Origin of the sequence: Burkholderia sp. Bmkn7 (genome assembly GCF_041103175.1) — a bacterium.
In the GTDB taxonomy this organism is placed as follows: Bacteria; Pseudomonadota; Gammaproteobacteria; order Burkholderiales; family Burkholderiaceae; genus Burkholderia; species Burkholderia cepacia.
This window is the reverse complement of the sequence record NZ_JBGCUH010000002.1, coordinates 583,687-606,419: the sequence shown is the minus strand read 5'-3', so window position 1 is coordinate 606,419 and position 22,733 is coordinate 583,687. Positions and strand designations below refer to the sequence as shown.

The 22,733-nt window shown below is 68.1% G+C and carries 18 protein-coding genes; 12 read left to right on the top strand and 6 right to left on the bottom strand.

The annotated features are described in order from the left end of the window. Positions 1-503: 503 nt before the first annotated feature. Both AB3K92_RS08605 and AB3K92_RS08600 read right to left on the bottom strand, forming a co-directional pair. Complete coding sequence (locus AB3K92_RS08605; RefSeq protein WP_369464824.1) at positions 504-794, bottom strand: hypothetical protein; 291 nt, start codon at positions 792-794, stop codon at positions 504-506. A 462-nt stretch (positions 795-1,256) separates the two neighbouring features. Then, positions 1,257-1,631: a nuclear transport factor 2 family protein gene (locus tag AB3K92_RS08600; RefSeq protein WP_113044740.1), complete on the bottom strand. Its 375-nt coding sequence runs from the start codon at positions 1,629-1,631 to the stop codon at positions 1,257-1,259. Positions 1,632-1,734: 103 nt separating this feature from the next. Here AB3K92_RS08600 and AB3K92_RS08595 point away from each other — a divergent pair, with 103 nt between their 5' ends. From AB3K92_RS08595 to AB3K92_RS08580, 4 genes are all read left to right on the top strand, one after another. After that, positions 1,735-2,715 carry a LysR family transcriptional regulator gene (locus tag AB3K92_RS08595; protein WP_369464823.1) on the top strand — a complete coding sequence of 327 codons (981 nt, stop codon included), beginning with the start codon at positions 1,735-1,737 and terminating at the stop codon, positions 2,713-2,715. A 195-nt stretch (positions 2,716-2,910) separates the two neighbouring features. After that, positions 2,911-5,307, top strand: a complete 2,397-nt coding sequence (locus AB3K92_RS08590) for a DNA polymerase II (protein ID WP_369464822.1) — start codon at positions 2,911-2,913, stop codon at positions 5,305-5,307. A 150-nt stretch (positions 5,308-5,457) separates the two neighbouring features. Continuing rightward, positions 5,458-5,781, top strand: coding sequence for a DUF4148 domain-containing protein (locus AB3K92_RS08585; RefSeq protein WP_369464821.1), 324 nt, complete (start codon positions 5,458-5,460; stop codon positions 5,779-5,781). Between the two features lie 108 nt (positions 5,782-5,889). After that, complete coding sequence (locus tag AB3K92_RS08580) at positions 5,890-7,017, top strand: J domain-containing protein (protein WP_226167853.1); 1,128 nt, start codon at positions 5,890-5,892, stop codon at positions 7,015-7,017. A 71-nt stretch (positions 7,018-7,088) separates the two neighbouring features. Here the strand turns inward: AB3K92_RS08580 and AB3K92_RS08575 are convergent, their stop codons facing one another. After that, on the bottom strand, positions 7,089-8,465 hold the full coding sequence (locus AB3K92_RS08575; RefSeq protein WP_027790043.1) for a pectin acetylesterase-family hydrolase: 1,377 nt from the start codon (positions 8,463-8,465) through the stop codon (positions 7,089-7,091). A gap of 66 nt (positions 8,466-8,531) precedes the next feature. Further along, complete coding sequence (gene plcR / locus AB3K92_RS08570) at positions 8,532-9,251, bottom strand: phospholipase C accessory protein PlcR (RefSeq protein ID WP_369464820.1); 720 nt, start codon at positions 9,249-9,251, stop codon at positions 8,532-8,534. Positions 9,252-9,681: 430 nt separating this feature from the next. Between plcR and AB3K92_RS08565 the strand changes: the two genes are divergently transcribed. From AB3K92_RS08565 to AB3K92_RS08545, 5 genes are all read left to right on the top strand, one after another. Beyond that, a complete protein-coding gene (locus AB3K92_RS08565) occupies positions 9,682-10,908 on the top strand; it encodes an amino acid deaminase/aldolase (protein WP_369464819.1) in 1,227 nt (408 codons plus the stop codon). Positions 10,909-10,973: 65 nt separating this feature from the next. After that, positions 10,974-12,404 (top strand): D-arabinono-1,4-lactone oxidase, encoded by a 1,431-nt coding sequence (locus AB3K92_RS08560; RefSeq protein WP_369464818.1) that lies wholly within the window; start codon positions 10,974-10,976, stop codon positions 12,402-12,404. Continuing rightward, positions 12,401-13,585 carry an MFS transporter gene (locus tag AB3K92_RS08555; protein WP_369464817.1) on the top strand — a complete coding sequence of 395 codons (1,185 nt, stop codon included), beginning with the start codon at positions 12,401-12,403 and terminating at the stop codon, positions 13,583-13,585. The genes AB3K92_RS08560 and AB3K92_RS08555 overlap by 4 nt, the downstream gene beginning before the upstream one ends. A 137-nt stretch (positions 13,586-13,722) precedes the next feature. Next, positions 13,723-14,919 (top strand): porin, encoded by a 1,197-nt coding sequence (locus AB3K92_RS08550; RefSeq protein WP_059553785.1) that lies wholly within the window; start codon positions 13,723-13,725, stop codon positions 14,917-14,919. A 100-nt stretch (positions 14,920-15,019) separates the two neighbouring features. Beyond that, on the top strand, positions 15,020-16,042 hold the full coding sequence (locus tag AB3K92_RS08545; RefSeq protein WP_027790048.1) for an AraC family transcriptional regulator: 1,023 nt from the start codon (positions 15,020-15,022) through the stop codon (positions 16,040-16,042). A 35-nt stretch (positions 16,043-16,077) separates the two neighbouring features. On the opposite strand, the gene AB3K92_RS08540 is transcribed toward AB3K92_RS08545, so the two are convergent. Both AB3K92_RS08540 and AB3K92_RS08535 read right to left on the bottom strand, forming a co-directional pair. After that, entirely contained in the window at positions 16,078-17,349 is a 1,272-nt protein-coding gene (locus AB3K92_RS08540) for a Zn-dependent hydrolase (RefSeq protein WP_369464816.1), read from the bottom strand. After that, on the bottom strand, positions 17,346-18,731 hold the full coding sequence (locus AB3K92_RS08535) for a dihydroorotase family protein (RefSeq protein ID WP_369464815.1): 1,386 nt from the start codon (positions 18,729-18,731) through the stop codon (positions 17,346-17,348). The genes AB3K92_RS08540 and AB3K92_RS08535 overlap by 4 nt, the downstream gene beginning before the upstream one ends. A gap of 100 nt (positions 18,732-18,831) precedes the next feature. On the opposite strand from AB3K92_RS08535, the gene AB3K92_RS08530 reads away from it, so the two are divergent. From AB3K92_RS08530 to AB3K92_RS08520, 3 genes are all read left to right on the top strand, one after another. Next, positions 18,832-19,722, top strand: coding sequence for a LysR family transcriptional regulator (locus tag AB3K92_RS08530; protein ID WP_369464814.1), 891 nt, complete (start codon positions 18,832-18,834; stop codon positions 19,720-19,722). Between the two features lie 260 nt (positions 19,723-19,982). After that, on the top strand, positions 19,983-21,074 hold the full coding sequence (locus AB3K92_RS08525; RefSeq protein WP_369464813.1) for a DUF917 domain-containing protein: 1,092 nt from the start codon (positions 19,983-19,985) through the stop codon (positions 21,072-21,074). 12 nt (positions 21,075-21,086) lie between these two features. Then, the gene (locus AB3K92_RS08520) at positions 21,087-22,730 is read left to right on the top strand and encodes a urocanate hydratase (protein ID WP_369464812.1); all 1,644 of its coding nucleotides are present in this window, start codon (positions 21,087-21,089) and stop codon (positions 22,728-22,730) included. The last annotated feature ends 3 nt before the right edge of the window (positions 22,731-22,733 follow it).

The following is a 22,733-nucleotide window of genomic DNA, read 5'->3' as shown; positions in this document are numbered from 1 at the left end:
TGCGACCGTTTCCGGCGAACCGGCTGCACGGCCAAGACCCTCGAGCGTGTCGCGCAGAAGGGCCCGCCCCGGCAACCCGAGGACGAGCGACAGCGAACCGAATTCAATCGGGATCGGTGGATGCGTGCGGTTTTGCGGTCGATTGCCTTCGCTCATGTCGAGCGACGGGCCGGTCGACTGCGGCATGGAGGCTTTCACCAGCGGCGACTGGAAACGAGGCAGGCGAAGTCAGGTCGGCATGCGTCATGCGCTCCCACGCAGCTTGCGCGATGTGTCGGCACGTCATCGCGACCGATGCAGGGATGCCCGGCCCTGCGGTGGCGAATCGGAGCACGATTGCCAGGCCGGAAATTGAACGCGACAAGCGATGCTTGCCGAGCCGGCCGTTCCGCAATTGCGTCCATCATGCGGTACGCATTCATGGCGCCTCTCTCAGAATGATGTTGTTCTTGACCGGCGATTCTACGAACGATGGTTCCGTGACGTCAATCGGGCGGGATTCATCAGCATGCCGGCGGATGATCGGGATCGGACAGGCATGTGTCCCGATAGGCGTCGTCGACGGCACGCAGAAACGCCTTCCGTCCGTTCTCCAATGCCGCGGCCGTGTGCGCGTCCGGCGGGACGGGCATCACGCGGCCATCGGGCGACATCGAATAGCCGAGATCGACGAACGCATCGTCCGGCGCGCGCTTCGTTCCGATCCAGTAGCCGATCGAAACCGAGCTGGCAACGCCGGTCGCGCCGTTGTAACCCACTTCGAATCGTCCGGCCTTGAAGATGCGCGGCCTCATTTTTTCCGCATAGGACAGCACTTCGGCAACCGTTGCGCCATCTTTTGTCCGATGCTGCCTGACCGCCTGTATCCAGTTGGCTTCCGTGGTCGCCGGCAGTGCCTTCACTTTCGGGGAAGCGCATATCGCACGCCCGCTTCCACACAGGCAAGCCGCAACGACGACACAGCCGGCAACACGTGCGACGCGATCAATCGCGAGTTTCATTCAATGATCCTTGACGGGTTCAATCGAGCCCGAATCTTACGATCATCGGCCGGATGCCGGAACGGTATCGCGCATCCCGCGCCGGCACAGCCCCGCGCAAGCGCTGAAATCGGCCGCCCGGGCATCCACGACGAGCGGGTATCTTGACGGCGTTCGAGCAGGGTCCCATTACGGATTCCCCCGTCGATGCCGAGACACCGCATTTCGTTGACGCAAAAAAACCGGGAACCGGACGCGCATCTGCCGCGCTGCGCTTCAGTCGAACGTACGCACCACGGCGGACGCCTTGGTTGCGATCAACCAGTTGCCGTCCACCTTGTGGATGACGAAGTGATCGTTGAACAGCCGGTTGCCGATTCGCACCCGCACCGTAGCCGTTGAAAGGCCGTCCGACACATGCGCCATCGAGAGGATCGCCTCGTCCCTGGGCGCGCCGGTCGATCGCGGACTCGGCCTCCCGTTGATGAGCGCCGCATACTCGTGCGACGCCAGCGTGCGAAACCGGCCTTCATCGAGCCACTGAATCACGCAGCTCGGGTGAAAAACCTTGTCGAAGTCGCGGCTCTTCGGCTCGTAAGCCAAATTGAAGTAGTCGTCGATCAACGCGACTACGGCCTGGGTCTGGGTCATGGCTGGCTTTCCTCGATAGTGAACCGCTCGTATAGTGAGCGATCGCCCCCGCCCTCGGCTACGGCGACCCGGTTATCGCTGCCATTACAGGAACACATGGATCATGGAAGACCTCGACGGAGGACTGGTAAGCGGCTTGCTTGTCCTTGCGGCCCTGGCCGAATCCGGGAGCTTCGGTCGAGCGGCCTCCCGCCTGGGCAAGACCCAGCCCGCGGTCAGTCGCGCGATCCAGCGACTGGAGGACCGCCTGCGCGCGAAGCTCGTGCATCGCACCAGCCGGCACGTCGAAGTGACGGACGCGGGCCACAAACTGTTGTCGAAAGTGCTGCCGTTACTGCAGGGGATCGAGGAGGCGACCGCCGGCACTTCCGGCCAGGCCTCGGTCGCCAGCGGCACGCTCCGTGTGGCGTGCGATGCCGCATTCGCCCGCCTTGTGCTCGCACCGGACCTGGCCCGGTTCATGAAGGAACACCCCGCTCTGCACCTGAAGCTGGAGACCCGGAACGACCTCTCGGACCTCGTCAGCGACGGCTTCGATCTCGCCATCCGCTTTGGCCCCCCATCCGTTTCCACCTTGGTCTGTCGAAGGCTGTACAGCCCGCGGGTGCTGACGGTGGCCGCACCGTCCTACCTGGAGCGACGCGGCCGGCCGAGGTCGCCGCAGGATCTGGTCGACGACGGCCACGAATGCATCCTGGCCATCGACCCGGCTACCGGCCGCCCCTTCGACTGGGAATTCTGGCGTGACGGCGAAAAAACGAAAGTGGCCGTAAGCGGCAGCCTGACCGTCACGGATGCGGGCACCAAGACCGGCGCCTGCGTCGCAGGCTTCGGGATCGCCCAGGTGATCGACCTCGGAATCGACACGCACCTGCGTGCCGGCACACTGGAGCCGGTGCTGACCGACTGGTGCGACGAGACGTTCCCGCTTTACGTCTACTACCCCAGCCGGAACCACGTTCCGGCCAAGGTGAGAACGTTCATCGACTTCGTCGTCGGCATGATGCCCAGGCTGCAGTCCAATGGCTACGGCGCGTGCCGGCAACCGCCATCCGCCGTGCTCGAGACGCTGCGTCGCGAGTAGTCGCCTTCGTTCCGTCGCGCGCCGGACGTCAATCGCGTCGAAAAACCCGAACGCCGGCCGGCACGCGGAAGATCGCGCGTCGCCGGCCGGCTTCCTGCCACCTGTTGCCACCTGTTGCCACGCACACCACCGTCGGCACGGCCGCCATTCAAGCGCTAAAATCCGCCGCCTGGGCATTCACGACGAGCAAGCGTTTTGACGGCGTTCGAGCAGGGTTTCATCCTCACCCGCCACTGGCGGGACACCGCATCCGGCATCGAGATCGAGTTCTGGCTGGCAACCGAACACGGTCCGCGCCGCGTGCGCCTGCGCCCGCAGGAAGCCGTCGCGTTCATCCCCGCCGAACAGCAGGCGCTCGCCGAACGCACGCTGGCCGGCGAGCACGACGCCGAGTTGCGCCCGCTCACGCTGCGCGATTTCCGGCAGCGCCCCGTCGTCGGCCTCTATTGCAAGCGCTATCGCCATCTGTCCGGGCTGCAAAAACGCCTCGCCGCAGCGGGCGTCGACGTCTACGAAGCCGACGTGCAACCGCCAGACCGCTACGCGATGGAACGCTTCATCACGGCATGCGTGCAGTTTCGCGGCCGGCCCGGCCGCGACGGCACGCTGACCGGCACCGAGCTGAAATCCGCGACCGGCTATCGCCCGGCCCTGCGCTGCGTGTCGCTCGACATCGAAACCAGCGTCCACGGCGAGCTGTATTCGATCGCGCTCGAAGGCTGCGGGCAGCGGCAGGTCTACATGCTCGGCCCGCCGAACGGCGATGCAGGCAGCGAAGCAGGCAGCGACTCGGGCACGCGGGACTTCGACCTCGACTATTGCGACAGCCGCGCCGCGATACTCACGCGGCTCAACGACTGGTTCGAAACACACGATCCCGATGCCGTGATCGGCTGGAACCTCGTGCAGTTCGACCTGCGCATCCTGCATGCGCATTCGGAGCAATACGGCGTGCCGCTGAAGCTCGGGCGCGGCGGCAGCGTGCTCGACTGGCGCGCGCACGGCCAGCAGCCGGACCACTTCTTCGCGGGCGCGGCCGGCCGGCTGATCCTCGACGGCATCGACATGCTGAAATCCGCGACGTGGACGTTCCCGTCGTTCAGCCTCGAATACGTGTCGCAGGCGCTGCTCGGCGAAGGCAAGTCGATCGACAATCCGTACCAGCGGATGGACGAGATCCAGCGCCGCTTCGATCACGACAAGCCGGCGCTCGCACGCTACAACCTGAAGGACTGCGAGCTCGTCACGCGCATCTTCGACAAGGCGGACCTGCTGTCCTTCGCGCTCGAACGCGCGAGCGTGACGGGCCTCGCGGCCGATCGCACCGGCGGGTCGGTCGCGGCCTTCACGCACCTGTACCTGCCCCGCATGCACCGGCTAGGCTACGTCGCGCCGAACCTCGGCGACGTGACCGGGCAAAACAGCCCCGGCGGCTTCGTGATGGATTCGCGCCCCGGGCTGTACGACTCGGTGCTCGTGTTCGACTACAAGAGCCTCTATCCGTCGATCATCCGCACGTTCCTGATCGATCCGGTCGGGCTGATCGAAGGGCTCGCGAATCCCGGCGACGACGCATCGGTGCCCGGCTTTCTCGGCGCGCGCTTCTCGCGTACCGCACACTGCCTGCCCGATATCGTGCGCCGCGTGTGGGAAGGCCGCGACGACGCGAAGCGGCAGCGCAACGCGCCGCTGTCGCAGGCGCTGAAGATCATCATGAATTCGTTCTACGGCGTGCTCGGCTCTACCGGCTGCCGCTTCTTCGACCCGCGCCTCGCGTCGTCGATCACGATGCGCGGGCACGAGATCATGCACCGCACGCGCGCGCTGATCGAAGCGCAGGGCTACGAAGTGATCTATGGCGATACCGATTCGACGTTCGTGTGGCTCGGCCGCGCGCACGACGACGATGAAGCCGGCGCCAAGGGCCGCGCGCTCGTGGCGCACGTGAACCGCTGGTGGCACGCGCACCTGCGCGACCAGTTCGGGCTCGAGAGCGCGCTGGAACTGCAGTACGAGCGGCACTACCGCCGCTTCCTGATGCCGACCGTGCGCGGTGCGGAAGAAGGCAGCAAGAAGCGTTACGCGGGCCTCGCGGCGGCGGCCGACGGCGGCGAGGACCTCGTGTTCAAGGGGCTCGAAACGGTGCGCACCGACTGGACGCCGCTCGCGCAGCAGTTTCAGCGCGAGCTGTATCGACGCGTGTTCAGCCGCGAGCCCTACCAGGATTTCATTCGCGACTACGTGCAGCGCACGCTGGCCGGCGAATTCGACGACCAGCTCGTCTACCGCAAGCGCGTGCGCCGGCCGTTGCGCGAATACGAGCGCAACGTGCCGCCGCACGTGCGCGCGGCGCGGATCGCCGACGAGTTCAATCACGCGCAGGGCCGGCCGCTGCAATACCAGCGCGGCGGCTGGATCAGCTACGTGATGACGACGGCCGGCCCCGAGCCGCTCGAGACGATGCGCTCGCCAATCGACTACGCGTTCTACCTGAGCCGCCAGCTGCAGCCCGTGGCCGACGCGATCCTGCCGTTCCTGCGCGACGATTTCGAACGCGTGATCTCCGGGCAGGGGCAGTTGTTCGGCGATTGACGACGTGGCGGCACGGCGGCACGCCCGTCGCCCACTGTGGCGCATTCCGGAAACACAGTTCACCCGGAATCGGCATTTATCCGGCCGGCATGGATTCCTAAACTTGCTTCGTCGGTTCGGTGAACCGCCACGCAACCGTCTGAGGAAATCATGAAATCGATCATCGCCACCGTCGTCGTCGCCACCGCTGCCGCGACTGCCCTGCTCGCCGCGCCGGCCGTGTCGTACGCGCAGTCGTCGCACTCGACGCTCACGCGTGCGCAGGTACGCCAGGAACTGTTGGACCTCGAAGCCGTCGGCTACGACCCGGTCGCCAGCAACGGGGACAACTATCCGGGCGACATCGTCGCCGCGCAGGAGCGCCTGACTGCCAAGCGTCTCGCGGAACGCAACAACGCCGCTGCCGCCTATGGGCCGGGCGGCACGCCGGGCACGGATTCGGGCGCACCTGCGGTCGCGGCGCCGCGGCCGTAACGCGCTGGCGAAAGCGTCGGCGAAGCAGGCCGTTCCGCGCCGCCGGCCGCACATCCGGCTAGAATACCGGCCTGCTGCGCGTCCTGCCGCGGCCGGAGGACATTCACCATGACCGCACGACGCGGTGCCGCGGTCGTCATTGCGCCCGGCCACGAGACAGCCAGCCTGTCGAAAGCCCAGAAGACGTTCAATACGCTCGTCCAGCAGATCGAAGCGCGGCGCGAACGTCTCGGCGCATGGGACGCCGTGACGCCGGCCTTCCACAAGAAATTCGTCGACGGGCTGCTGCCGCTCGAGCAGGCGGCGACGGCGTTGCGGATCAGCTTGCTCAACCGGCTCGACGACGCGTTCCTGCAAAAGGGCTTGAGCAAGGCCGAGCAGCGCACGCTGTCCGACGTGATCGCGAACATGGCGCGCGACCTGCTCGACGTCAGCGACGACGCGCAGTTGAAGATCCTCTATAACCGGCACCGCGCATCCGGCGACGACGACCGCACGGCAGCCGATCGCGCACGGCCGAAGCAGGCACCGGAGCCGGCGCCCGCCCCCGCGCAGGAAGACGATCTCGACACGCTGTCGCCCGACGAACTCGCCGAGCGCATGCAAGCCGAGCTGGACGAACAGTTCAGGCGCGACATGGCCGAGCACGAGGCCCGCGAGGCGCAGCGCGCGAAACGCAAGAAGGCGCCCCGGCAATCGGCGGCGCAAGCGAGGCGCGAAGCCGAGCAGGCCGAATCGAGCAAGTCGATCCGCGACGTCTATCGCAAGCTCGCGAGCGTGCTGCATCCCGATCGCGAAACCGATCCGAAGGAACAGGAACGCAAGACCGTGCTGATGCAGCGGGTCAACCACGCGTATGCGAAAGGCAACCTGCTGCAGCTGCTGGAACTGCAGCTGGAGATCGAGCAGATCGACCGGCGCGCGATCGACGGCCTCGGCGAAGACCGACTGATGCGCTACAACGGCATCCTGGAGGAACAGGTGCGCGAGCTGGACCAGGAGATCCGGCACGTCGAGACCCACTTCCGCCGAACCTACGGCATCGCATCGTCCGTCAAGATCGCGCCCGATACGGTCATGCGGATACTGACGCGCGACATTGCCGGCATGCAGCGCAGCAACCAGGACCTGACCATCGCGGTGCGCGAATTCGACGACCCGGACAACGTCAGGGAATGGCTGAAGGACATGAAGCGCCGTCCGGCATCGTCCCGCTTCGACGACGATTCGTACTGAACGCGCATGCCAGACGCAACGGCGACACGGCGGCGCGGCGCGGGGCAGCGCACCGCGCCGCCGTCACCCGTTCACGCCCGGTGCCCCGAGATCGGCCCCGCTTCGCCGGTCAGGTTGAACACGCTGTCGATCCACGCGAGAAACGTCGAGAACGTGAAATCCGACCACTGCTGCGTGCGGAACGCCTTCATCACCGGCGTCTCGGCCGGGTCCTGCTGGTTCAGCAGGTTGTCGACGAAGGTGCCGATATCCGCGTCGGTGCCGTTCTCGTGGATCCCCGACCCGGTGAAGCTGACCGCCGTCACCTGATGGTTGGCGATGAAGTCGTTGCGCGCCCACGGCATGAAGTAGCCGAAGTTCGGCAACGGGTTCAGCGTCTGCTTCAACCCGTCCAGCTCCTTCCCGAACATCGCGAGCGACAGCGCATCCTTCGTCGCGTCGTCCGGCGCCGCGATCACGGCCGGCACGAACGCGCGATAGTGATACGCGGCGATGATCTTGTCGCGCTGGTAGCTGGAAAAACCGAAGCGATCATGCGGAAAGGTCGCCGACAATGCCGCGTACGCGCTCCCCATGTTGCCGGGGTCGAACCGGCTGGTCAGCCGGCTGTTCACGGTGATCATCCCGTCGGGGCCCGTCATCCCCCACTCGGTGCGCACGCGGTCGTACAGGCCGACCGACGGATGCGTGGCCGCGTCCGCATCAAACGGCGTGTTGAACACAGTGCCGGCGTCGTCGAGCAGCGAACTGTGCGCCTGCGGCTGCAGCGTGTTGCGGAGTGTCGCGTAGTTCGCGAGCGTGCCGTAACCGCCCGCGCTCATCCCGTACACGAGCAGCCGGTTCGGCTTGCCGAAGCCGTGCGACGTCAGCCACTGCGCGACGGCCTGGATGTTCTTCAGCCCGCTGTAGTGCTGCAGGCGCCAGTCGCCGGACGGCGACGTGTAGTTGCGCACCGCGCTGCCCATGTGGATATCTCCGGTGCAATAGGGCACGAAAACCTGTGTCCATTGCTGCGTTTCGACCTTCGGCTCGCCGACGAGAATGTGCGCGAGATCCATGCGCGTCAGCAGCGGCGACAGGAACGACGACAGCAGGCTCTCGTTCGCGGTGCCGTTCATGTAGTTGTGCGGGATGCCGTCCGGGTTGAAGCCGCCGAGGCCGGCCTCGGCACCGGTCGACGTCTGCGTGCAGGTGCCGTAGTCCCAGCACGCGCCGCCCGGCTCCATCATGTACAGCAGGTTGTCCGACTGCGCGCGATTGATGTAGAAACGCATCGGCGTGCCGTTGCCGCACGATGCACCGGTGCTCTCCGGCAACGTCACTTCGTACCACGAATAATAAGGAACCGACGGATCCGGCATCGTCGTATCGGCCGCGTGACCGTTCAGTGCCGCGCAACCGAGCAGCGCGGCAACGGCCGCGCGCAGCAGGCATCGTGCTGTGGACATCTCCCCTCCTTGTCGATGGACATGACGCGGCCGCCGGGCGCCGCCCCGGCCGCGCGGATTCGGCGCTCAGTGCACGCCGGACGGTGAAGCGCCGTCGAACAGCTGGACGCGCAGCGCCTGCAGGCGTTGTGCGATGACGGCTTGCTGCTGGTCGGGATCGGGAATGCTCGCCTGAACCTGCCGGACGACGTCGCGGCTCTGCTGTTCGTACGAGAGATAGCGCGGGTCCTGCGCCGGCGACGGGCCGACCGTCCGCTGCGCATAGGTGTCCCATTGCGCGCGCATCGACCGGATCGCCGCGCCGCGCGTCGCCGGGTCGGCTTCGGTGTCGGTCAGCAGCGCCGCGCTCAGCGCTTCGGCCTGCACGGGCACGATCTCGTTGCGCGCGACGTGGTCGGGAAGTTCGTCGAGAATCCGGCGCGCGAGCGCGTCGCGTTCGGCTTGCGGCAGGCTGTTGCGGCGATCGCCGTAAGCGGCGACCTCGTCGCGGAAGCGCGCGAATGCGACGACGCGCTTCACTTCCGCGTCCGCATCGGGGCGCCCGGCAAGGCTGCGGCGCAGCGCGTCGACGTCGAGCCGTCGCTCCTCGGGGCCCGGTGTCGCGGTGCCGGTACCGGTACCGAACGCATCGGCCGCGCCGGACCGTGTGCCCGCCGCCGCGACCGGCGTGCCGGACGATGCGGCTTGCGCCGGTGTCGCCGCTTCGTATCGCCAGATCGCGACGACGGCCACGCCGATCGCCGCGATCGCGCCCGTGCGCCGCCAGCGTGCCCTGTTCTTCTTCACGTCGCCTCCTCGTCACGTCATGCCGTTCTTCGCCGGTGCATCCGCGAGTAGGTTCTAGGTCGAATCCGGCATGCAGTCAAAAGCGGCACTAGAACGCGGGCACTAAACCCGCGCGCAGCGACGATGGCCGGCAAGACGTTTGAAACGCATTTCGTTGTCGTATCGGCACGCGCGTGATGTCGAGCGTCGTGCCCGTCCGGCGGTGGTTCGCGCCGGCACGCGCGATGTGCGCCGCGACACCAAGCAAGCAACGATCCACCTTCACGGGGCGCGACGCTCACGCGTGCGCGTGGCCGATACGGATGGCCGGATAAGACCCGTCGAACGACCCGCTGAGCGCTTGGTCGTCATTTTGGCCGGCCCTATGCTGGTTTCCGACACGCGTCGAACGGTCGGCGCGGCACATACCCCACCCAGCCGAGCCCGTTCCATGAGCCGTGCAGACCTTCCGCATCGCGCACCCGCCGCAGTCCACGACTATCCGACCTATCGCGACGCGCTCGCGGGCCGCCGCCTTCCCGCCGCATTCGTCGATCTCGACTGCCTCGACGCGAACCTCGCCGACCTGAAGCGCCGCGCACGCGGCCTGCCGATCCGGCTCGCGACGAAATCGGTACGCTCGCGCGAACTGATCGGCGCGGTGCTCGCCGCCGGCCCGTTCATGCAGGGGCTGCTGTGTTATTCCGCGGGCGAAGCCGCGTGGCTTGCGGACGGCGGGTTCGACGACATCGTCGTCGCCTATCCGACCGTCGAGGCCGACGACGTTCGCGCGGTGGCCGCGCAGCTCAGGCGGGGCCGCTCGATCACGCTGATGGTCGACGCTGCCGCCCAGGTCGACGCGATCGACCGCCTCGCACGCGCGGAAAGCGTGACGATCCCGCTCGCGATCGATCTCGACATGTCGTCCGCGTATCCGGGCCTGTATTTCGGCATGTACCGCTCGCCGGTGCGCGACGTGGCCGGCGCACTCGCCCTCGCGAACCACATCGGCGAGCGGCGGCACGTGCGGCTCGACGGGCTGATGGGTTACGAAGGACAGATCGCCGGCGTGGCCGACACGGAGCCGGGCAACGGCGCGCGCAACGCGCTGGTACGCCACCTGAAGCGCCGCTCGGCGCGCGAGATCAACGCGCGCCGCCACGCGGCCGTGCAGGCGCTCGCGGCGGCGGGCTACAGGTTGCGCTTCGTGAACGGCGGCGGCACCGGCAGCTTCGAAAGCACGCTGGGCGACGCATCGGTCACCGAGCTCGCGGCCGGCTCCGGCCTCTACGCGCCGGCGCTGTTCGATCACTATGCGGCGTTTCATGCGCAACCGGCCGCCGGCTTCGCGCTGCCCGTCGTGCGGATTCCGCAGCCGGGCATCGTGACCTGCTCGGGCGGCGGTTATATCGCATCGGGCCCGGCCGGCAAGAGCCGGCTGCCCCGCCCGTGGCTGCCGGCCGGCTGCACGCTGATCGACAACGAAGGCGCGGGCGAGGTGCAGACGCCCGTGCGCGTGCCGCGCGGCGTCGCACCGGCGATCGGCGATCCGATCCTGTTCCGCCACGCGAAGGCCGGCGAACTGTGCGAACGCTTCAACACGCTGCTGCTGATCCGCGGCGGCCGCGTGGTCGGCGAGGCGCCCACCTATCGCGGCGAAGGCAAGAGCTTTTTCTAGCGGGCCGCGCGGCCCGTCGTTCAAACCGTTCAACTCATTCGATCGACAACCACGGAGACAATGCCATGTGGCGTAACTGGTCGGGATATGTCTGCAGTCCTGATGCAACCGTGTCGACGCCCGCGTCGCACGCCGCGCTCGCGGCGGTGCTGCGCGACGCGGCAGCAGCCGGCGCCACCGTGCGCGCGGCCGGCGCCGGTCACTCGTTCTCGCCGCTCGTGCAGACCGACGACGTGATCCTGTCGCTCGACGCGATGCAGGGCGTGATCGACGTCGACCGCGACCGGCGCGTCGCGCGCGTGCATGCCGGCACGCGGCTGTGGGCGCTGGGCCCGGCGCTCGCCGCGCACGGCCTCGCGATGGAGAACCTCGGCGACATCAACGTGCAGTCGATCGCCGGCGCGACCAGCACCGGCACGCACGGCACCGGCATCACGCTCGGCAACCTGGCGACGCAGATCGACAGCCTGACCTTCATGTGCGCGGACGGCAGCGAGATCCGCGCGAGCGCCGACACGCATCCCGAGCTGTTCGCCGGCGGCCGGATCGGGCTCGGCGCGCTCGGCGTGCTGACCGAGATCGGCCTGCGCCTCGTGCCCGCGTTCAAGCTCCGCCTCGAGCGCGGCGGCATGCGGCTCGACGATTGCCTCGCGCAGGCGGACGCGCTGATCGCGAAACATCGCTCGTTCGAGTTCTACTGGTTCCCGCACACGGACACCGTGCTGACCAAGGCGTGGGACATGACCGACGAGCCGGCCGACGCGGTGCACTGGGCGAGCCGCGCGTCCGAGTCGTTCCTCGAGAACACGGTGTTCGGCACGCTGTGCGGACTCGGCCGGCGCGTGCCGTCGCTGTGCCCGGCGCTGAGCAGGCTGTGCGCATCGACCGTGTCGGCCGGCCGGCACGTGGATGCGAGCTACGCGATGCTGTCGACGGTGCGCCGCGTGCGCTTCAACGAAATGGAGTGGTCGGTGCCGGCCGACCGCGGCGCCGACGCGCTGCGCGAAATCCGCGCATTCATCGCGCGCCGCAGCTTTCCGCTGATGTTCCCGATCGAATACCGCTGGGTGCGCGGCGACGACATCTGGCTGAGCCCCGACTACGGACGCGACAGCGTACGCATCTCGGCGCACCAGTATCGCGGGATGCCGTTCGACGCGTATTTCTCGGGCGTGCAGGCCATCTGCCGCAATCACGGCGGGCGGCCGCACTGGGGCAAGGTGCACGCGATGAAGGCCGCCGAGCTGGCGGCGTGCTACCCGCACTGGGACGATTTCCTATCGCTGCGTGAGCGGATGGACCCGCACGGCCGCTTCCTGACGCCGTACCTGCGCACGCTGTTCGGCCTGCCGCAAAGCGCAGGCGCAGGCGCAGGCGCAGGTGCAAACGCAAGCGCCGCCGCTCGCGCCACGCCGGCCCGCCGCGGGACACACCCGATGCACGAAACGGCCGGCGTCGCGCAAGATCGGCCGCGATCCAGCCAGGAGGCCTCATGAGCACAGCCACGCTGCACGCGGCCGCGCAATCGCGTCCCGATCCGTCGATCGGCGCCGTCGTCCGCCTTGCGCTCGCGTTCGCGGCCGCCACCAACGGCCTGATCCTGTCACCGTTCCTCGTCGCGGCGGTGATGACGCGCTTCCGGCTCGACGAAGGCACCGCGACCGCGCTCGTCAGCGCCGAAATCCTCGGCATCGCGATCAGTTGCGCGCTGCTGTCGCACCGGATCGCGCGCGCCGCGCGGCCGTTCACGCTGGCCGGCCTGGTCGGCGCGATCGCCGGCCAGGCCCTCAGCGCGGTCGCGCCCGGCATCGTGTCGGCGGCGCTCGCACGCGGGATGACGGGGCTGTTCGAGGGGATGCTGTTCGTCGTCGTCGCGTCCGGCGTGTCGCAGCGCGCATCGACCGACCGCCTGTGGGGGCAAATCAACCTGCTCGCGGGCATCGTCAACGGCGGCATCCTCGTGCTGATCTCCGCGCTGCCGGCCGCGTGGCTCGGGCGCTGGGTGTTCGCGCTGCTGGCCGCCGTCGTCGCCGTGCTGGCGCCCGCGATCCGCGGCATCGACGCGTTCGCGAGCGCGCCCGCGCAGGCCCGCTTGCGCGCCGGCACGCTGCCGTGGCGGCCGGTGCTCGCGATCTGGGTCGTGACGGCGCTCGTCTATGGCGTGCAGGCGTCGCAATGGGCGATCGCCGGTTTCGTCGGCGAGCGTGCCGGGCTGTCGCCCACGACGATCGGCGTGCTGCTGTCGGTGTCGTCCCTGCTCGGCTTCGTCGGCGCGGCGATTCCGTCGCATCCGGCCAGCCACCGGCACCGCCTCGCGCTGATCTGGGCCGCGCAGCTCGCGATGATCGCGTCGATCGAATGGTTCTTCGGCGCGCGCGGCGGCAGCGCGTACTTCCTGAGCCAGTTCGTGCTGAACAGTGCGTTCTTCGTGATCGTGCCGTTCCTCACCGGCATGCTGTCCGACGTCGACCCGGACGGCTCGCTGGTCGCGCGCACGCTCGTCATCACGTTCTTCGCGGCGGGCATCGGCACCGCGCTGTCGGGCGCGCTGCTCGGCCGCTTCGGCGGCACGCGCGTCGCCCACGTGCTGTGCGTGGCCGTGCTGGCCGCCGCCCCGTTCGTGCGGCTGGCACTGCGCCGCGCGGCACCCGCTGCCGTGGCCGGCGCGGCGCCCTGACCGCAGTGCGCCATGCCGTGGCCGCGACGCACCACGAGAATGGCCGCCGCGGCCTTGGCCCGCGCAAATTTGGCTTTCTACAGTCGTTCCCGACGGCGCGAGCCGTCCATCCCCAGCTCAATGCGGAGTCCAGAAGAATGAATCGTCACGATAGCGTTCGCGCCGCGTGCTGCGCGATGATGGTCCTGGCCGGTACCGGTGCGCACGCGCAAGGCAACGTGACGCTGTACGGCGTGATCGATGCCGGTATCCGCTACGAAACGCACGGCGTGTCCTACGGTGCCGACGGCACGCCGGTGTCGACGGGCCGCAAGATCTCGATGGCCGACGGCGGCGGCCTGACCGAAAGCTACTGGGGCCTCAAGGGCAACGAGGATCTGGGCGGCGGGTTGTCCGCGCAGTTCAACGTCGAAAGCCACTTCGGCCCCAACAGCGGCGCCATCGTGCCGGCCGGCTCGCCGAACTTCTTCCAGGTCGCGTACGTGGGGCTGACGTCGACGTCGCTCGGCCAGCTCTCGCTCGGGCGCCAGTACAACGTGCCGTTCGAGATGGCGTCGCTGACCTTCGGCTCGAACCTGTGGGCCGGCCCCCAGGACCCGTACTTCAACCTGTTCAAGCCGGAGCAGACGATGCTCGCGGGCGCGCGCACCAGCAACATGATCCAGTACGGCGCGCAACTCGGCAGCTTCTACCTGCTCGCGCAATATGCGCCGGGCGGCCACGCGGGCGGCGGCGTGCGCGGCGGCCAGCTCGGCGCGGCCGCCGCGTATGCGCCGGACAAGGGGCCATTCACGGTCGGCGCATCGTTCATGCGCAGCTGGGACGACGTCACGCACGGGAAATTCGACATCTACACGGGCGGCGGCTCGGTGACGATCGGCAACGCGACCGTCAACGCCGGCTACATCGAGAACGCTCGCGACAACGACTTCACGTCGTTCGAGAACGGCCCGTTCAGCCCGACCGATCTGGCGGGGCTCGGCATCATCTCGCCCGCGCAGGTGGTCGACCCGACCGTGCCCGGCGGGTTCCGCCGCCGCAAGATGGCGCTCGCGGGGCTGACCTACCGCTTCACGTCGGCGTTCACGGCGGCCGTCAACGCGTGGTGGACGCAGCAGTCCGGCTATACGGCGGATTTCGACGGCCGTGCGCGCCAGTTCCAGGTGATCGCCGGCTACAGCCTGTCGAAGCGCAGCATGCTCTATGCGGAAGTCGACTACGCGATCTACCGCGGCGGGCTGGTCGGCGCGCAGCTGGTCGGCGTGAACGGGCAGGCGCCGAGCACCGGCACCACGCAGCTCGGTGCGACGGTCGGCCTGCGTCACTACTTCTGAAGCGGGGCCGCGCGGGATGTGGGCGATCGCGGCCGGGGCGGCACCGGGTCTCCGGCCGGGCGGGACGAGTACAATCCATGGAAAAAAATACGGAGCATCCATGGACGATACCGACCGTTATACGACGGCGAATCTGCCGGTCCATCTGTTGCGGTGCCTCGCGGAGACAAGCAAGGAACTGGGCATCGACCCCACGCGGCTGTGCCTCGGGCTCGGCTTCGACGTCGCCGACCTGTCGAATCCGTCGTGCCGGATTTCATTGCGCCAGGCGAGCACGATGATCCGCCGCGCGCTCGAGATGGCGCCGGGGCGGGCGCTCGGCCTCGAACTCGGCACGAGCGAGACGATCGCGTCGATCGGGCTGGTCGGCTATGCGATGCTGACGAGCCCGACGCTGAAGGACGCGATCGTGACCGGTATCGGGCTGCAGCGCCACACGGGGCCGCTGATGCGCTTCGACGTGATGTCGGATGCGCGCACGCTGTCGGTTCGCGCGACCAACGTCTTCCTCGAGCCCGACATCGAGGCGTTCCTCGTCGAGGAGGCGTTCGGCAGCTTCATGAAGATCGGGCGCTCGCTCGTCGGCCCCGCGTTCCAGCCGAAGGTCGTCGATCTCAGCTACCCGCCGCCGGCCTATGCGGAGCAATACGCCCGCGTGTTCCCGTGCCCGGTGCGGTTCGAACAGGAGCAGAACCTGTTTTCGTGCGACGCCGCGCTCGGCAACCGCCCGATCGCGACCCACGATCCGCTCGCGCATCGCCAGGTGCTCGAATTCCTGCAGGACGCGCTGCCGCCCGAACCCGAAGGCACCGAATTTCTCGAATCGATCGAACGGATCATGCGGCGCGACCTGCGGCATGCGCCGTCGCTCGCCGAGATCGCCGCGCAGCTGTGCATGAGCGAGCGCACGCTGCGGCGGCGGCTGGCCGACCAGGGCGTGTCGTACCAGACCGTGATCGACACGATCCGCCGCAAGCGCGCGTTCACGCTGCTCAGCAATCCGCGGCTGTCGATCGAGGACGTCGCACACGAAGTCGGGTTCAGCGACGCGCACAACTTCCGGCGCGCGTTCAAGCGGTGGACGGGGCACGGGCCGAGAGAGGGGCAGCGGGCGGCGATGTAGCGGCGCGGCCTGCCGTCGAGCTTTGCACCGTCACCCTACGCCGCGCCCGCTAGCGAACGATCGAGCGCGACGAGCGTCTGGTATAGCACGCGCGTGCCATCGAGCAGTTGCTGCGGCTCGATCCATTCTTCCGGGCAATGGCTGCGGCCGCCCAGGCACGGAATGAAGATCATCCCGATCGGCCCGGTCGGCGCCACGTACACGGCATCGTGCCCCGCTCCGCTCGGCAGCCGCATGCTCGGATAGCCGAGCTGCGTGGCCGCCTGTTCGACCGCGTCCATCACGAGCGGCTGGCAATCGGTCGGCCGGGCGCGGCTCACGTGCTCCGCGCGCGCGCTCAATCGCAACGCATCAAGCCGCGCGGCCGCACCGGCCAGCAGCGCCTCGGGGAAATCGTCGAGCACCGCGTCGCTGTCGCTGCGCACTTCGAGCATCAGCTCGACATGCCCCGGCACCGCGTTCGGCACGTTCGGCGTCATCGTGATCCGCCCGATCGTCGCCACGACGTAATGCGGATTGCCAGATAGCGCCGACGCGCGCGCATGCGCAGCCTCGATCAGGTGCGCTGCGCCGACGAGCGCGTCGCGACGGATGTCCATCGGCGTCGTGCCCGCATGGTCGGGCTGCCCGGTCACGGTGATCAGCACGCGCCGGATGCCGACGATGTTGGTCACGACGCCGATCTGCAAGCCGCGCGTCTCGAGCACCGGGCCCTGTTCGATATGCAGTTCGACGAAGGCGGCCGTGCTGCCCGGCGCGCGCAGCGGTTCGCGCAGCGCATCCGGATTGCCGCCGATGCGGCGCAGCGCGTCGGCGAGCGTTTCGCCGTCGGCATTCGTCGCGCGCAGCATGCCTGCGTCGAGCACGCCCGACAGCGCACGGCTGCCGACGCACGAGATGCCGTAGTCGCTCGGTTCTTCGGACAGGAAGTCGATCACCTCGAACGGATGATCGAGCACGATCCCGTGCTCGTTCAGCGTATGCGCGACCTCGATGCCGGCGAGCACGCCGATGATCCCGTCGAAGCGGCCGCCGCCGACCACCGTGTCGCAGTGCGAGCCCGTGACGAGCGGTTTCGTGCAACGGCCGCTGCCTTCGCGGCGGCCGATCAGGTTGCCGCCCGCGTCCATCGACACCGCGAGCCCGGCTTCGGCGAACTGCGCGGCAAGCCACGCGCGCGCCTCCGTGAACAGCGGCGAAAACGCACGGCGCGTCCACGGGACGTCGGGCCGCGTGAAGCGCGCCAGTTGCTCGACGCGTGCGTTCAGGCGATCGGCGTTCAACGGCGGGAATACTGTCTGTTTCATTCGGACTCCTGTTGCGTGGCGATCGACCGACTGCCGTGCGGCTTCAGGAAGCGGCCCGATCCTGCCGGATTGACGACGTTGGCGCCGTCGTACACAAGCGCGCCGCGACAGTACGTGGCGGCGATCCGCACCGTGAATTCCATCCCCTCGAACGCGCTCCACTGCACGGCCGACAGGCTGCGCGACGGATCGAACGCATAGCGTTCCGGCGTGAGGATCACGAAATCCGCGTCGGCGCCGACGTCGAGCGATCCCTTGCGGTCATCGAGCAGGAAGTGCCGCGCAGGATTCGTCGCGAGCAGTTCGGCCACGCGCGTCGGCGCGATGCCATGCTGTTCGCAGCCGGTCCAGAACGCCGGCAACAGCGTTTCGAGCCCCGGGCCGCCCGACGCGTTGCGGAATACGTTCGGGTCGCCCTTGCGCTCGAGCCCCCAGCTCACGTGATCCGACGACACGAACGTGCATTCGCCGCGCGCGATGTGCGTCCACAGCAGGTCCTGCTCCCCACGCGGCCGGATCGGCGGGTAGTGCTTGGTTTTCGCGCCGAAGCGCTTCGTGTGCGTCTCGTGATCGAGCATCAGGTACTGCACGCAGGTCTCGATACTTGCGCGATGGCCGGCCTGCCGGAACATGTTGCACAGCGCGAAGCCGCGCGACGTCGACACGTGCACCGCGTGCGCGCGAGCGCCCGTCTCCGCGCCGATCTCGTAGATCAACGCGGTCGCGAGGTTCTCGATCAGCGGCGGATGCGCACGCAGGAACGCATCCCAGCCCGTGTCGCCCGCTTCGATCATCCGCGCGACGTTCTTGCGCGTCATCTCCTGCATCTGGTTGTGCACGCCGCACGCGAGGCCCGACGGCGCGATCAGCCGGAACGCGTCGTACAGCACGTCCTCCTCGACGCGCGGAAACCGGCCGGGTGTCGCCTCGAACGTCGAGAACTTGAACGCGCACACGCCGCCGTCGATCAGACCGGCCGCCGCTTCGAGACCGTGTTTCGCGTTGAGCGTGCCGTACAGCGCGACGTCGACGTGGCAATCGCGCTCGGCTTCCGCGATCTTGCGGTCGAGCTGTGCGCGCGACGCGACCGGTTCCGGATCGTCGTACGGCATGTCAACCATGACCGTCACGCCCCCCGCAGCGGCCGCACGCGACGCGTGACCGAGCCCCTCCTGGTTGGCCTGGCTGGCCGCGTGCACCTGCCCGTCGACGATGCCCGGCAGCACCCACTGCCCGCGCGCATCGATCGTGTCGCGCGCCGCCGGCGGCGCGCCCGCGCCGCGCGCGGCAATCCGTCCGCCACGGATCGCGAGCCAGCCGTCGTCGACCACCTCGCGCGCATCGACCAGCCGGCCGCGCACTACCTGCTCGAATTCGCTCATCTTCGCCTCCTGCTTTTTTTGATCACGAGCAGTTTAGGCAGCGCTCTGCCAGAATGTCTCATGCTGATTTATCGCCCCCACATAACATGGAGTTAAGGCTGTGCGTCTGAACCTGCGCCAGATCGAGGTGTTTCGCGCCATCATGCTGACCGGCTCGATCAGCGGCGCCGCTAAGCTGCTGCACGTGTCGCAGCCAGCCGTCTCGCGGCTCATTTCCTATGCCGAACAACGGCTCGGCCTCGCGCTGTTCGAGCGCATCAAGGGGCGGCTCTACCCGACCCCGGAAGCGCAGCGGCTGTTCGTCGAAGTGAACGCGGTGTACCAGGGCGTGCAGCGCGTCAACGAAATCGCGGAAGACCTGATCGAGAACCGGATGGGCCACCTGCGCATCGCGTGCAGCCCCAATCTCGGGCAATCGCTGCTGCCGCGCGCGATCGCGGCGTTTTACGAGCGCTTTCCCGACGTCCGCATCATCCTGCACACGATGATCCCGAGCGTGCTGCTGCAGGCGGTGCTCACGCAGCAGGTCGAACTCGGCATCGCGTTCCTGCAGGACACGCACCCGAACGTCGAGAGCCAGCCGCTCTATGAAAACCGGATGGTCGCAGCCGTGCCCGCATCGCACCCGTTCGCGCGCCGCAAGACGCTCGCCGTGCGCGACCTAGCGAACCAGCCGCTGATCGGCTATGGCAGCGACATTCCGCTTGGGCAGCTGGTGCGGCGGCTGTTCAGCGACGAAGGGCTCGTGCCACAGGTCAAGATCGAGGTGCAGCAGGCGCACGTCGCCTGCGCGCTCGCGCAGGCCGGCACCGGCATCGCGCTGATCGACGAACTGACGGTCGCGGGGCCCGTGTGGCCGCAGATCGTCGTGAAGCCGGTCGTGCCGACCATTTCCGCGCCGGTCAGCGTGCTGCACCCCGTACTCGCACCGCTGTCGCGACTTGCGCACGAGTTCATCGACACCCTTCATGCGCTCTCCGCGGACGCATGAATTCCGTTGCCCAAACGGGCTGAAAACGTTGTCCAGCCAGCGTTTCGCCATCGCACCAACGGCAGCCGATCGCCGTGCCGACAGCCCGTCGTTCGAGCGTCGCCGGGATTACCCTAGGCTTAACATCGCGTTATGAAGTCTCCATAAAATAGCAATAACGCTCAATATTCGGCGTCCCTAGAATCGTTTGGACAGTACCGCCACACAAGGCTTTCCGGCCGGCGCGTACAGCCCTTTTTCCCTCTCAGGACAAACGACACATGGGACGCATTCTGTCTTCGAAGGACGTCGAAGCCGCCGTCAAGGGCGGTTCGGTTTTCGCATGCGGCGGCGGCGGCTGGGCCGACCACGGCCGTGAACTCGGTACGCTCGCGGTCACGATCGGCCGCCCGGAACTGGTGAGCATCGACGAGTTGCCGGATGACGCATGGATCGCCACGGCCGCCGCGATCGGCGCGCCGGGCGGCCTCACCGACTGGCAGATGCTCGGCGCCGACTACGTGAAGGCCGCGCAGCTCGTGCAGGACGCGCTCGGCGCGCCGCTCGCGGGGCTCATCATCGGGCAGAACGGGATGTCGAGCACGCTGAACGCGTGGCTGCCGTCTGCGCTGCTCGGTACCAAGGTGGTCGACGCGGTGGGCGACATCCGTGCGCATCCGACCGGCGACATGGGCTCGCTCGGCCTCGCATCGAGCACCGCGCCGATGATCCAGGCGGCGGCCGGCGGCAACCGCGCACGGCACGCGTACATGGAGGTGGTCGTGCGCGGCGCGACTGCGCGGGTGTCGCCGGTGCTGCGCAAGGCGGCCGACATGGCCGGCGGCTTCATCGCGAGCTGCCGCAACCCGATTCGCGCATCGTATGTGCGCCAGCACGCGGCGCTCGGCGGCATCAGCCGCGCACTCGCGCTCGGCGAAGCGATCATCGACGCCGAGCGACGCGGCGGCAGCGCCGTGATCGATGCGATCTGCGCGGCCACGCACGGCGAGATCATCGCGAGCGGCAAGGTCGAGCGCAACACGCTCGAATACACGCGCGAAGCGTTCGACGTCGGCCTCGTCTATCTCGGCAGCGGCGCGCAACGCGCGGTCATTCATGTGATGAACGAACACATGGCGGTGGACGACGCGCACGGCGCACGGATCGCGACCTACCCCGACGTGATCACGACGCTCGATGCACAAGGCCGCCCCGTCAGCGCGGGCCAGTTGAAGGAGGGAATGGAGATCCACGTACTGCGCGTGGCGAAGGCACACATTCCGCTGTCGTCGTCGGTATTCGATCCGGCCGTGTACCCGCCGGTCGAAGCCGCGCTCGGCATCTCGATCGCCGACTATGCGCTCGCGCGCTGAACGGAGGTCACGATGACGAACCGCACTTTCGAAGTCGCGTCGGGCAACACGTTGCGCTGCAAGGGCTGGCGCCAGGAAGCGCTGCTGCGCCTGCTCGAGAACGTACTCGCCGTCGGCGAGGATCCCGATCAACTGATCGTCTATGCGGCGCTCGGTCGCGCGGCGCGCGACTGGCCGTCACACGACGCCATTGTGCACACGCTGAAGACGATGGACGAGGACCACACGCTCGTCGTGCAGTCCGGCAAGCCCGTCGCGCTGCTGCGCACGCATGCGAGCTCGCCACTCGTCGTGATGGCGAACTGCAACCTGATCGGCCAGTGGGCAAAGGCCGACCACTTCTACGAACTGGAACGGCGCAACCTGATCTGCTGGGGCGGCCTGACAGCCGGCGACTGGCAGTACATCGGCTCGCAGGGCGTGATCCAGGGCACCTACGAGATCTTCTCGCGGATCGCCGAGCGCCATTTCGACAACGATCTGCGCGGGCGCTTCATCCTGACCGCCGGTCTCGGCGGAATGGGCGGCGCGCAACCGCTCGCGGGCCGGATGGCGAACGCGGCGACGCTCGTCGTCGAGATCGACCAGACACGCATCGACAAGCGGCTGCAGATCGGCTTTCTCGAACGGCAGGCGCGCGATCTCGACGAAGCGCTCGCGCTGATCCACGACGCACAGGCGCGGCGCGAGGCCATTTCGGTCGGCCTGCTCGGCAACGCGGCCGACGTGTTCCCGGCGATCCTCGCGCGCGGCGTCGTGCCTGACATCGTCACCGACCAGACAGCCGCGCACGATCTCGTGTACGGCTACGTGCCGTCGGGCTACACGCTCGACGAAGTACGCGCGCTGCGCGACGGCGACCGCACGCAGCTGATGGACGCGAGCCGCGCGTCGATCGTGCGGCACGTCGAGGCGATGCTCGGATTCAAGGATCGCGGCGCGATCGTGTTCGACAACGGCAACCTGATCCGCACGCACGCGAAGGACGGCGGCGTCACGCGCGCGTTCGAGATCCCGGTGTTCACCGAGGCGTTCCTGCGCCCGCTGTTCTGCCGAGCGATCGGCCCGTTCCGCTGGATCGCGCTTTCGAACGACCCGAACGACATCCGCATCATCGACGACTACCTGCTCGAACACTTCCCGGACAACCGGATCGTCACGAACTGGATCCGGAAAGCACGCGAATGCGTACCGTTCGAAGGCCTGCCGGCGCGCATCGCGTGGCTCGGCCACGGCGAGCGCACGCGGCTCGCGCTCGCAGTCAACGCAATGGTGCGCGACGGCGTGCTGGCGGGGCCGATTGCGTTCACGCGCGATCACCTCGACGCCGGCGCGATGGCGCACCCGAACATCATGACCGAGAACCTGCGCGACGGCTCCGATGCGGTGGCCGACTGGCCGCTGCTGAACGCGATGATGAGCTGCTCGTCGATGGCCGACCTCGTCGCGATCCATTCGGGCGGCGGCGGCTACAGCGGCTACATGACCAGCGCGGGCATCACCGTGGTCGCCGACGGCAGCGCGGCGGCGAACCAGCGGCTCACGCTGTCGATGACCAACGACACCGCGCTCGGCGTGATCCGCTATGCGGACGCCGGCTACGAAGAAGCGCTCGACGAAGCGGAACGCAAGCAGATTCCGCACATCCGGCTGTAAGGC